Source organism: Pseudomonas sp. BS-2016 (assembly GCF_001806145.1).
GTDB lineage: Bacteria > Pseudomonadota > Gammaproteobacteria > Pseudomonadales > Pseudomonadaceae > Aquipseudomonas > Aquipseudomonas lundensis.
This window is the reverse complement of the sequence record NZ_MLCT01000036.1, coordinates 287413-299398: the sequence shown is the minus strand read 5'-3', so window position 1 is coordinate 299398 and position 11986 is coordinate 287413. Positions and strand designations below refer to the sequence as shown.

Annotated in this window: 8 protein-coding genes, 1 tRNA gene and 5 pseudogenes; 11 read left to right on the top strand and 3 right to left on the bottom strand. The window is 52.3% G+C overall.

The window, feature by feature from the left end; all coding sequences use genetic code 11:
* The 6 genes and pseudogenes from BKD70_RS19925 to BKD70_RS19900 all read left to right on the top strand — a co-directional run.
* Window positions 1-174: tail protein X (locus tag BKD70_RS19925; protein ID WP_070415391.1), on the top strand; the 174-nt coding region annotated here is incomplete at its 5' end.
* A gap of 106 nt (window positions 175-280) precedes the next feature.
* Complete coding sequence (locus BKD70_RS19920) at window positions 281-1663, top strand: S-type pyocin domain-containing protein (protein WP_254658244.1); 1383 nt, start codon at window positions 281-283, stop codon at window positions 1661-1663.
* A gap of 1 nt (window position 1664) precedes the next feature.
* Window positions 1665-2138 (top strand): DUF6392 family protein, encoded by a 474-nt coding sequence (locus BKD70_RS19915; RefSeq protein ID WP_047275759.1) that lies wholly within the window; start codon window positions 1665-1667, stop codon window positions 2136-2138.
* 130 nt (window positions 2139-2268) lie between these two features.
* Window positions 2269-2855, top strand: a pseudogene (locus BKD70_RS19910) (late control protein); the annotation flags it as partial.
* Window positions 2843-3381, top strand: a pseudogene (locus BKD70_RS19905) (glycoside hydrolase family 19 protein); the annotation flags it as partial. The pseudogenes BKD70_RS19910 and BKD70_RS19905, both read left to right, overlap by 13 nt.
* A 31-nt stretch (window positions 3382-3412) precedes the next feature.
* Window positions 3413-3643: pseudogene (locus BKD70_RS19900) on the top strand (tail protein X).
* On the opposite strand, the gene BKD70_RS24450 reads toward BKD70_RS19900, so the two are convergent.
* Both BKD70_RS24450 and BKD70_RS19890 read right to left on the bottom strand, forming a co-directional pair.
* Window positions 3546-4766 (bottom strand): acyltransferase, encoded by a 1221-nt coding sequence (locus BKD70_RS24450; RefSeq protein ID WP_080960219.1) that lies wholly within the window; start codon window positions 4764-4766, stop codon window positions 3546-3548. The pseudogene BKD70_RS19900 and the gene BKD70_RS24450 overlap by 98 nt on opposite strands.
* A 456-nt stretch (window positions 4767-5222) precedes the next feature.
* Window positions 5223-6986 (bottom strand): PAS domain-containing methyl-accepting chemotaxis protein, encoded by a 1764-nt coding sequence (locus tag BKD70_RS19890; protein ID WP_047275753.1) that lies wholly within the window; start codon window positions 6984-6986, stop codon window positions 5223-5225.
* A gap of 208 nt (window positions 6987-7194) precedes the next feature.
* Between BKD70_RS19890 and BKD70_RS19885 the strand changes: the two are divergent.
* The 5 genes and pseudogenes from BKD70_RS19885 to BKD70_RS25465 all read left to right on the top strand — a co-directional run.
* Window positions 7195-7654 (top strand): annotated as a pseudogene (locus BKD70_RS19885) (thiol-disulfide oxidoreductase DCC family protein).
* Window positions 7655-8085: 431 nt separating this feature from the next.
* Window positions 8086-9174 carry a membrane protein gene (locus BKD70_RS19880; protein ID WP_047275752.1) on the top strand — a complete coding sequence of 363 codons (1089 nt, stop codon included), beginning with the start codon at window positions 8086-8088 and terminating at the stop codon, window positions 9172-9174.
* Between the two features lie 164 nt (window positions 9175-9338).
* The gene (locus BKD70_RS19875) at window positions 9339-9794 is read left to right on the top strand and encodes a glycine zipper 2TM domain-containing protein (RefSeq protein ID WP_047275750.1); all 456 of its coding nucleotides are present in this window, start codon (window positions 9339-9341) and stop codon (window positions 9792-9794) included.
* A 291-nt stretch (window positions 9795-10085) separates the two neighbouring features.
* Window positions 10086-10160: transfer RNA gene (locus BKD70_RS19870), tRNA-Gln, on the top strand.
* Window positions 10161-10392: 232 nt separating this feature from the next.
* Window positions 10393-10914 (top strand): annotated as a pseudogene (locus BKD70_RS25465) (AAA family ATPase); the annotation flags it as partial.
* Window positions 10915-10957: 43 nt separating this feature from the next.
* Here the strand turns inward: BKD70_RS25465 and BKD70_RS24445 are convergent.
* Window positions 10958-11956 (bottom strand): RHS repeat-associated core domain-containing protein, encoded by a 999-nt coding sequence (locus BKD70_RS24445; RefSeq protein WP_080960343.1) that lies wholly within the window; start codon window positions 11954-11956, stop codon window positions 10958-10960.
* Between the last annotated feature and the right edge of the window lie 30 nt (window positions 11957-11986).

Sequence of the window (11986 nt, the reverse complement as noted above, 5' to 3'; positions counted from 1 at the left end):
GTGCTCGACACCATTTGCCAGAACTACTACGGCCACCTCAATGGCACGGTCGAGGCCGTGCTCGATGCCAACCAGGGGCTGGCCGAAGAGGTTCAGCCGTTCAAGGCCGGGCTGGTGATTCACCTGCCCGACCTGCCGTTGCCGAGTGATGAGGTGGTGATGCTGTGGGGGTAGATTAAAACGGGGTGCTGGTAAATTCAGATTGTTCCTACAAAGTGCGTCTAACCCTGCGTAGTAACATCCGCAGATGACTCAAGCGCTGAGGGAACCTATGCGTTTAATGAAAAGCACTGCTCGCGGGGCCAGTGATGCGGAGCCGTCACACTCTGCCGAGAGCACAGTAAGAAAAATGCTGGAGGGCAATCGGTCAAGCCTTGAAGGGCTGGATGAACTCTTGCGTGATCATTACACGATCAACAGTAATCAGGACATTCTCAATGCCGTCAGAAACGGTGATTGGGTGCTGGTTACAAACAGTTCCAATGCAGCGGGGGGCGGCGGTTTTTTCTGCCCCATGCCTGAGCCAGATCCTGTTTACATGTTGAAAGAGGAATGGCCAGCTCCCAAAAAACTGACTGATCTTACCTTCGCCAAGTCCATCAGCACGGCCCCTTGGGGTACTACCCACGCCGGAACCGGCAGTGAGCCCGCGACGAACTTCGGCAAAACCATGATTATGGCTTCCTCCGCGACCGAGGTCGGGTTGGGGAGAGTCGCGGGAGAACTCATTCTAAGAAGTTTCGTCTGGTCACTTGAAATGGCCGGGATGGTGCTTAAAAAAGCGGCGGGGCCTGTGGAGCGCGTGGTGATAATGGCCATGACCCCGACAATGCTCGGGGACGATTCTTTCTACACAGAAGAACAATTGCGCGACATGCGTACTGCCACGACGCGAGTTCGCTTCCAGTTTCGCAATGACGCTAATGGGGCATTGCAGGTCTACGGTATCCACACCAGCGCCCAGTCAGGTCAAGACTCGGTTCCGGTGATTCATGCCAAATGGAACGCCGATAAAAGTGCAATGGAAGCCCATCTCGGCGGAATCACGATTATCTGGACACCGAACAAAGGCCCCGTGGTAACCGCACCCACCCGTTACCCAGGCGTGACCGATGAACTGGCGAACATTTTGGTTCACCCGATCAGCGAAGGGGACGACAGCAAAATTCAGGGCTCGCCTATTGATGAGTTCACCGTTGAGGACTGCATCATCACTTTCCCGGCGGATTCCGGGATCAAGTCGCTGTACCTTGTCTTTGCGAAGCCGATGGTCAATCCTCTGGAGGTCGGCCCCGCGAATGACCTTTCCAGTCGGAGTGCAAAGGACGGTCTCGACATCGACCACATACCGTCGCAAAGAGCATTGGCTGCTTTTTTGAACGCAAGTTACCCTCAATTAAGCGAAAGGCAGATTCAAGCGATATTGCGCAAAGCGCCAAGTATTGCAATTCCACGCAAGGTTCATCAGAAGTACAGTGAGACGTACGGTGGTAGAAATACTAAGGTTCAGCAGGCTAAGGATGCCTCAGACCTACGCTCTGCTGTAGATACGAACCTTAATGCGATCAAGCCTTACCTGCTGGACGAAGGCTTTACCGAAGATCAGGTTGAAAGTGCTCGATCCGATTTGCACAACCTCCATCAGCAAGAAGGCTGGTACTGATATGAATGCTGCAATGATTGATGACTTGGTTAAAAGTCTTGGACGCACCTATCCTGAAATGGTCGCGTCAGGTCTTTATCTTCCGGGCGGTCCGCCAATAGGCATGTTCGACGACAGTGACACCTTATCAATGATGACGGCGCCGGGCGTTGAACTTGGCTTTTGGGCCAATAATAAACGATTTGAAAAAATTTTTATTAGCTTGCTGGAAAGTTTCGAAGGAGAATCCCTTTATAAGGGAACATTACCTTATGAACTTAAAAGCTATATGAATCAGGGGTGGATTATTTCCAAGTTTGGCATGCCGTTGGAGTCAAGGGCGCCGTTCAAAGTTCCCGTTCTTGGCATGACGGGTGGACACGATATCTATCGTCTTCCAGGAATGCTCAAAAATACCAAAGTTGTTTTTAAATACAACTTAGAGATGGAAGTGGAAATGGTAGTGTTCAGACTTAACGAAGTATCACATGCCTAGTACTTTGGCAGTGAACGACTAAGACTAGGCCTGGGATATCGGTTCTATTCCACGGCCCCTGATCATTTAATATTTCTAATTTTAAGGCCTCGACTCGTCGAGGCTTTTTTATATCTACGGTTTAACGACAATGAAACCAACTTTTCGCATCGTCGTAGACGGTGCTGACATCACCGCGCTGATCAACGACCGCCTGCTTTCATTGCGAACCAGTGACAAACTCGGCATGGAGTCCGACGACTTTGAACTGCGCATCGACGACCATGATAGCGCCGTGTCATTGCCAAGCCGTGGGGCAAGTATCGAAGTATTCCTCGGCTACAGCGGCACCGCATTAACCCGCCTCGGGCGCTGTACCGTGGACGAGGTCGAGTTGTCCGGCCCAACCGATACGCTGGTGATCCGGGGTAAAGCCAGCGACATGCGCGGCAGTGGCAAGACTACGCGCAGCGGCAGTTGGGAAGGGGCGAGCCTGGCCAGCATCGTCAAGGACGTAGCGGCACTTAACGGCTGGTCGACACGGTAGTGCCTCGTGCAGATCAGCTCAGCGAGGCAGACTTCAACTTCATCACCCGACTTTCCAAGCAGTTCGACTGCACCGCCAAGGTGGCGGACGGCAAGCTGCTGGTCATGCAGAGCCAATAAGGACAAAGCGCACTTGGTGCAGCGCTGGGCATCGTCATCCTGACACGCAGCGACGTCAGCCGTTTTTTGTTCCTGTTCTATCCACCGCGATGATCCAATTCCATATCGTCGGCACGAAACGCATCGTCGCCTTCATCGCTCAGATCGGTCACGAATCCGGTCAGTTTCGCTACGTGCGCAAATTGGGCAGCGACCAGTACCTGAGCAAATACGACACCGGCTCTCTCGCCAAGCGCTTGGGCAATACACCTGAGGCGGACGGCGACGGCCAGACGTATCGCGGCCGTGGTCTGATCCAAATCACCGGCCGCATTAACTACACCGCATGTGGTGAAGCGCTGGCCTTTGAACTGGTCAATCATCCCGATCTGTTGGAAAAAAACCAGCACGCCTGCATTTCAGCAGCCTGGTTCTGGCGAGCAGGGGGCTTAACACCCAGGCTGGTGCAGGCCAATTCGACACCATCACCCGGCGCAGCATCGGCGCCCAACTCCAGCCTCTGGGCCTGACCACCGGCTACGGCGACGTGCGTGGCAACTGGTGTATGAAAAACATCGAAGAAGAACAAAGCGCCCTGCTGCAAGGTGGCATCCCGTGAAAGCAGGGCTTTACCTTGGAGTTTGTGCGCTATGGCGACGACTTGCATAACAGCTAGCGGTGATGTGCTCGACACCCTCTGCCAGAACTACTAAGGCGACCTCAATGGCACGGTCGAGGCCGTGCTCGACGCCAACCAAGGGCTGGTCGAAAAGGTTCAACCGTTCAAGGCGGAGCTGTTGATTCACATGCCGGATTTACTCGTGCTGAGTAATGAGGGGATGATGTTGTGGGTGGAGGGCTTTTTGCTTGTAAGGCATTAACCAAAGTTTTTGTATTATTTTTGAATGGCGAAAGCATAAGTTTTTGTGCAGGCTTCTCTATAAAACGCCACAGCAAGAAGGACACAATAATGACAAATATGCAGTATCCCAGCATCTGCACGCTCTGATCGATTGAAGCGAACCACTGCGGATGGAGACTCAATGTCTTTTGTATGATTTGGTGGGTTAAATAAATTGAAAAACTTATTTCTCCTAGCCATACGAGCGGTTTGAAAGACAATGCTCGCGTAATAAAGTCTTTGCTGACAGCTAAAAGTAATATTCCAAGGGCGAAAAAAGGGGCCGCTCCACTGGCATTTAACCACCCGGCAAGTGGGAGGCTGATCCACTGATGCGATAACATCCAGGAGGACAGATTAGGCACCAAGATACCTGCACAAATCATGATTGTCAGAGCCATGAAGCCGTAGATGGCTGACCAGCGTGAGTCGAGTAGCGAGTCACTTTTTTGCATTACCACCAGCCCGGCTAACATGCCGAAGACAAACTCCAGAAGCCTTGCAGGAGGCCAGATATACAGCCAAGAGGCTGACGTAATGATGTCTCCCGTAATCACGGCAGGAGGTCGTGTGATACTGATGATCAAAAAACTAAGCCCTAAAAGTGATACTGAAAATAAAAGTTTCAGTGGCCAGTTTTTACGGATGTTGATAATCAATAGAGGGAACATGGCATAGAAAAAAAGCTCTGTTGATAAGGACCAAGAAACTCCGTTGTATGAGAAGAAGTAGGAAGGGTAGGGTATCCATGATTGAGTTAACGTCAGATTGCTAAGTGTTGTGCTGATGTCTGGGCTGTAACCGGTGCTAAATACATAGGCCCAAAGAATGTAAAAGGTAATCATGGTGGTGGCGTGAGAAGGCCAAATTCGCGCAATCCGTGCCCATAAAAAATAAATTGAGTTTTTAACGCCGGATAAGTTTCCATGTGTATAGGTCAGAATAAAGCCTGATAAAACAAAGAAGAACGATACACCTTGGTCCAAAGCATAGTTTTTAGCCAGATCTTTAAAAACACCAAAATGGCCAGCGGCATGCTGAACAACGATCATCGCGGCTGCAAAAAAACGCAGGGACGTTAAGGCTGGTAATTGTTTTTTCATGGAGCTTGCGCGAATTCCTATGTCATCAAGCTAATTTTCCTACGCGCAAATTCTATAACAGTCCTCATGCCCGGGTCTGTGGTCGAGCCCCAAAAAGCACGAGATGCGCCTCAATGAATGCCTTGTTTCAGCCTATAGCGCCCGTTGGAAGCCATCTTACTAATGGCCTCCCTTCTGGAATCCAGTCATGAAGTCTACCTTGCGCATCGTTGCAGACGGAGCGACATCACCGCAGTGATCAATGACCGTCACTCTGAGGTGACATAGCCCAGTCACTGATCCACCCCTGAGCAGCGCGGCTCGATGCCAGCTTCCCCAATCTGCTATCCAACAGACCGACCTCTTTTCCCGTCACGACACGATGCTACTTATTCAGTCTGGTTGATTGGGTGTACAGATGTGGCCCGTAGTGGATACCCACTTCAAGGCTTGAATACCGTTCCTCACTCGTCTTGTTTATGACGAAGAGAGAAGTGCATTGAGAGAGTCACTCAGGCGATCGATTCGGCCACTGCTTTCGTTCACCAATTGAGTGATTTCTTTAGCCGAAACGGCAGACTGTTGGGCCAGCTTGCGCACTTCGTCGGCTACGACTGCAAACCCCCGGCCCGAGTCGCCCGCGCGTGCGGCTTCTATCGCGGCGTTGAGGGCGAGCAAGTTGGTTTTCTCGGTGATGGAGTTGATTGTGCCGATGATATTGGCAATTTGTGTGCTGGATTCTTGTACGCGTCGCATTTCACGGTCAGTGACTTGCGAGGCATCGTGCTTGGTTTGCTCGTCCACGCCATAACTTACGATGCGCTTGATATTGCCGATTGAGTCGGTAATGGGGCACAGCGCGCCGCTGAATTGGATGGACCGACCGTCTTTGGACGGGATGGCGAAACCGCCCGCGAATTGTTCGCCCTTAAGCAGTTTCGTGAATATTTCCGGGCTCAGGAGAGTGCGCAAGTTGTGTTTGCGGGCCAAGAGTTCAGGTAAATCGGTGTGAGCCAAGTGATGCACCAGATAGTCGTTGGCCGTGCTCATCTGGCCATTGGTTTCCCATTCCGCGACGCCGTTACTGACACTGATGGCTTTAAAGCGCTTGTCCGACTCAAGGGAGAGTTCTTTGGTGTCGGTAATGTTGGCCTGGATAGAAATGAAATACTCAAGTTCACCGGCGTCACTGAAAACAGGATTGATGGCCAGGGAAATCCAGTAGTGACCTCCGGATTTTTTATAGTTGAGAATTTCGTTATAGATCGGGCGGCGATGACTGACGGCATCCCGAATCTGCTCCACAGTGTGGGGGTCCGTGGCGGCGCCCTGGAGGAAATGCCCCGGTTTTTTACCTCGAACTTCCTCCAGGCTGTATTCCGTCAACTTCGTAAACCCCTGATTCACATACTGGATAAGCCCGTCTTTATCCGTAATGACAATGGCGTTATCGGTCTCGTTGGCAACCAGTGACAGTAATTTGAACTCGCGGTTGCGCATGACTTCTGCCGTGATGTCATTTGCGAATTTGATCACCCGGACAACCTTGCCTTCAGCATTAATGATCGGGTTGTAATTGCCGTGAATCCACACCGAATCACCACGCTTGGTCATTCGTTGATACTCGGCCGTTTCGTAGTGGCCCGCCCGCAATTTTTGCCAAAAGTCAGCATAGGCTTTCGACTGACGTTGAGCGGGCGGGACGAAAATAGAGTGTTTTTCACCCCGAATGTCGTCGAGTGAATAACCCATGAGTTTAAGGAAGTTATCGTTTGCATCGAGAATCGTGCCATTAGGGCTGAACTCGATAATGGCCTGTGCACGGTTAATGGCGGCAATCTGAGCGTCCGCGCGCGCATGTTCAATAACGGAGGCAGTCACATCCGTGGCGAATTTGATAATGCGTTGCAGTTTGCCGCGACGAAAAACAGGGGTGTAGGTTGCCTGAATCCAGACCGGTGTGCCGTGTTTGGTGTAGCGCTTGAACTCGCCTGACTGTGGTTTTCCGCTTCGAAGGTCCCGCCAAAAATCACTGTATGCCTGACTGTCTGCATCACTGGCCTTGGTAAAGAGGCTATGCGCACGACCTTTAACCTCTTCAATGGAATACCCAAAGAGGTCCAGAAAGAGTTGGTTGGCACGCAGAATATTGCCCTGTATGTCGAACTCGATGACGGCCTGTGTTTGCTCAATCGCTTCGATGACGTCCAGTACACGGTTCTTACGGAACAGATTGAGCATGATGCGTTTCCTAAAATATGGACGAACCTTCAGTGCTGATTTATCGGCTGTCAGTGCAAAACCTTGAGCGGGCGCTACTGCTGTGTGCAACGGTTGCGGGGCAGTTGACCCCTTAGCCGATGCGCACCTTCAAGCGAGTGGCCACGCCGGTTGTCAGCCTGATTTTTTGAGAATAGTGTGTGAAAAAACTTATACAGGTAATCAGGCTATGTACAAGAATGCGCAGTGGCCGCTCACGCTTTATTTTGATGGCGCATGCCCGCTCTGCGCCCAGGAAATAAAACTGTTGCGCGCCAAAGCCTCACCGGCCCGGCTTCTTTTTGTCGATATCAGTGAAGATGGATTTGACGCCAGCGCTGTGGGGTTTTCCCTTGAGGCCATGCAGTCATCCTTGCATGCCAGGTTCAGTGATGGGGACTGGGTGATGGGGTTGGACGCGACCTTGTGGAGTTGGCGCGCCGCCGGTCTCGGCATTTGGGTCACGCCGTTGTCATGGCCCGTGATGAGGCCCTTACTGAATCTGGGTTACCGGTTTTTTTTGCCGCTGGCGCCCGCACCTGGCGTGGTTACCGCATCCGGATGGCAGTCGACGCTGTCACGACCTTCAGTGCGATATTGCGCCAAGTAAGCCAAAAGCCGACAACTCGACGCCTTCGTCAGGACAGTAGCGTCGGGCGCCCACCTGTCGCGAATATTCAGTCAGCCACCCTGTGGATGTTCCACCTATCGCTCAAGCCATTGGCCTTCTGCCGCAGCGGCTGAATCACCTTGCGCGCGACATATAATCTAACTGTCTGATTTGTAAAGAATATCTTGTATCAATATATTTCAATTGTTTTTCGGGTTAATAAACACAAGATCCAGACTTTTATGAGGCCAAAGTCAGTAAGGCCACATTTTTCACCAGATATGGCGGTGTATATGGTGAAAAGGACTACAAGACACTTCCTATACTGCGCTCGGCATCTATTTACCTGCGCAGCACCTCCTATCTGACTGATTCGAGAACCTGCTCTGTCGATGCGCTTACGCACAGAGGAGGGCGTTGGCGGCTTCTCCTGTGGCGTGCACCTAATAAGTCTAAGAAAGAGAACGTGTCATGAATAAACAATCCATCCAGATTGCCCTTGCATATATGTCGGTCGTTATTGGCGGTGGCTTTGCCTCCGGGCAGGAGGTACTGCAGTTTTTTACTGGCTATGGGCTGATCGGCATCGCAGGCACGTTGGTGAGCGGCCTGATGTTTGCTTTTTTGGGCATGCAAATCGCCCGCATGAGCTCGAAGATGCAAGCAAATTCGCACAAAGAGGTTCTCTACAGCCTGTTCGGCGCACGCATTGGGTGGGTCGTGGATGTGGTGTTGTCGTTCTTCTTGTATGGCGTTGGTGTGGTCATGCTGGCAGGCAGCGGTTCGATCTTCGCTCAGCAGTACGACATGCCCCCTTTGTTTGGCGGCGTACTGATGACGGTCCTGGTGATGGTTACCTTGTGCATGAACGTCAAGCGCATTATTGATTTGATCAGCGCGGTCATGCCGTTTCTGCTGGCCATGGTGCTGATCATCACCACCTATTCGATCTTCAGCTATAACGCCCCCGTCGAGACCCTCGACGCAGTCGCCCGTGAAAACAACGAGACGGTGTCCGGCAACTGGTTTGTCGGGGCTCTGTTGTATGCCTCGTTCAATATCGCGGTCGGTTTCCCGATGTTGGCTGTGATCGGTGGCATGACCCAGCAACCCAAGGCTGCGGCGGTGGGTGGCATTCTCGGCGGTTTGGGCTTGGGTGTGCTGATCCTGCTGTTGAACATTGGCTTGTTCGCCAACATCAACCAACTGCAGGGCATTGAAATGCCATCGCTGGCACTGGCCGGCCGCATCTCGCCGATGCTGTCAGTGGTGATGTCTCTGGCCCTGGTCTGCATGGTGTACAGCACGGCGGTAGGGATGTTCTTTGCGTTCAGTGCCCGCTTCGCCAAACCTGAAACGCGCCGTTTCAAGGTGACCAGTGCAGTCGCGGTGTGCGTGGGGTTGGCCTTGAGCCTAGGTGGCTTTAGCAAGCTGGTCGGTACGGTTTACCCACTGCTGGGTTACGTCGGTTTTGCCCTCATCCTCGCGATTGCTTTTAGCTGGGTGCGTGCTCGCTCCAGCGCCAAGGCGCTTAAAGCTGAGCTGGACGCGGCGTCATAACGGCGTCGATCTCGGAGCGGTCAATCCCGCACGCCTGAACCCCGCCTAGTGCGGGGTTTTTCATTCAGGTGTCCGCGCAAAGCACGACTCCCGAGCGTCAAAAAAACCGTGTGCTACGCTCCTTTTCAGCGTGATTAACCCCTTTCTGGACCATGGAGACGGCGATGAGAAAAATACTGTCCACCCTGTCAATCGCATTGGCAGCGCTCGTTCTGACCGCGTGTGTGAATGGCGGCGCTAATAACCCGGGGCCCAATGAGTATGAAATCCGCACCGGGGTCATTGAGCAAATTGAGCTGACGCAGGCACAGACCAACCATGACAGCGGGGTCGGCGCCATTTTGGGCGGGATTGCCGGGGCAGGGATTGGCAGCTTGATCGGTCACGGCACCGGGCGTGATGTGGCGATGGTGGCGGGCGCACTGGCCGGTGCGGCGGGCGGCAACTACACCGAACGGCAGCGCTATGACCAGCCGCGGCAAGTTCAGCAAATCATCGTGCGGGTTAAAAGTGGTGTATTGGTTTCGGTTACCCAGCCAATCAACCCTGTCCTCACACCGGGGATGCACGTGTATATCGAAGGCGCGGGCAGTGATGCGCGCGTGATTCCACAGAATTAACCCCTCAGGCATTGCCCCCCAGTTGAAGCTTTGCTGGGGGGGGCAATGGATTTTTCTTGCGTGGCGAGCACTGTCGTCGTGGTGCTTTTGGGGCGTTGAAGTCAACTTTTCCTACTAAGTGGCTGTTTTTTAATAAATTTGTGCGTTTGGGGGTTTCCAGATGTTACGAATGTTGGTAAATTTGCGCGCATTCCCGGACAGGTCGCCACATGGCCTGCAGCCCAAAGCCATTTATGAGCGTTGCGCTGAGCGAACGGGAGCCGAGTGCCAGGCACTCATCGCAACAGATACAGGGGCGTCGCCAAGCGGTAAGGCAGCAGGTTTTGATCCTGCCATGCGTTGGTTCGAATCCAGCCGCCCCTGCCATTTTTCATCGTGTTTCCCGCATCCTTCTGCCGCGCGTCCTGCGTAAGCAGCTTATTCAGACTTGACCGCCGATCCTCACTTTGCCCTGTCTGTGCGAAGCGATTTGGCGTGTCTGGCGTTTGAGCAGGCTGCACACGAACAGGGGTTGGCAGGGTGACGCCAACCCCTGAGTGCTTAGGTGTAAGTGCTTGCAATCGGAAACGGGCATGCTTGCAATCAACGCACTTCAGGCGTCGAGGGTGGTGCGGGACGTCTCTCAGTGGTGCTGGCTGGCCATCCCAAGCTGCGTAATGATTTGCGTCGTCCGACGATGGAGGAAATAGGCTATCGCACCGACATTTTTTCACTCGATGGCATCACCGGTAGCCAGCGCGAATACATCCACTGGTTACTGGACACCTGTTCAGAGGGGGAAGTAGCTGCTGAATCGATCTTGACCGAAGATGCGATCGATCTGTTGGCCACCAAACAGCGCACGCCCTTGCAGATTCAACTGCATTTAAGCCTGTCTCTGGAGGCAGGCTACTTGACGGGTGAGAAACCTGTTTCGGCGGAGCTGGTGGAGTCGGTGCTGTCGCGTCAACTGGATGATCTGGAACCGAAACTCACTCGTCATGGGTACCGGATAAAAGACTTGGTAGAGCAGTTCGACGCCAAGCCCACCGAAATCAAAGCGTTATTCAGCAACATGTTCGACCCGGCACGAGCTGCTGAGTTACGCGACAAGATGCTGGCAGCAGGATTACCGATTTAACACAAATCGTAGCGATTGTCGGGAGGTCACAAGGCTGTTGTACTCAGGTGCTACGAACGGTCTGGATTACTTTGGAAATCGGTGATGATGTGATGGATCCATTTCGAGTAATAGTCCGATAAGGTTTTATTGTTATGTCTGAATACGTTGACGGATAAAAAACAACCATCCCCTCATCGACACCGCTGCCAATGTAATAGTCCTGATCCAGTACTTTTTTCTGAATGTTTTTTATATGAACCTCGACAACAGAAGCCTCAGATATAGCTTTAAATCGGTTGGTCAAATGACTTTCGGCATACATTTTGGCATCGTCATACCGTTGAGAAATGTAGAACCCTTCTCCATGTTTCAACTGGGCAAGGCTACTATTTTGACCTGCATGACCTTCTTTAGGCCCGTGTGCAATAAGTTGGCGTTCACCCGCAGATGTAGTGCCATGATAACCCACTTTAGACACTGCTCCTTCAGGTAATCTTGGCTTCGCTTTTTTCATCAAGCCTACCTTGCGTAAAAGCGATTTTAATGGAGCCCATGTGTGCCCAGTAGAATCTTTTCGATTCAGAGGGTCGCCTCCGCAATATGCGTACGAATTTATCCCGCCCTTGTCAAAAGGACTTAACTTATCCGGGCTGTTAAAGCGCATTAGCACAGGATTAAATGCCCGATAACCCTGACCCAATAAATAATGCCCTGTTGCTGAGTCAGGCCGTTCGCCGTTAAATCCCAGTAAATTAAGTAACCCGTTCGTCGTTGGACGATACCCATAAGGGCCGTAGCTCTGTGGTTGGCTAAGTACAGGGCTAACGCCGTACAGCACCGATCTTTGCTGATCCGTGGCCAGTAATGTGACAGCTTCTGCTGGGTGTAACTCAGCCAGAGGCATGCCCTCGTGTTCAAAAAAACAGGTTTTTCTATTGTTCTGAATCTCGGTCGCGATACGGGTGCCGTTATAAAAACGTTGGGCCGAATGAGCGCCTGTCAAACGGTCCAACGGGTCGTACAGATAGAGGTCAGTGATGGATTTACGTGGCGCGTTCATGTGCCTTGCTCAAAGGAAATAGTTATCGAC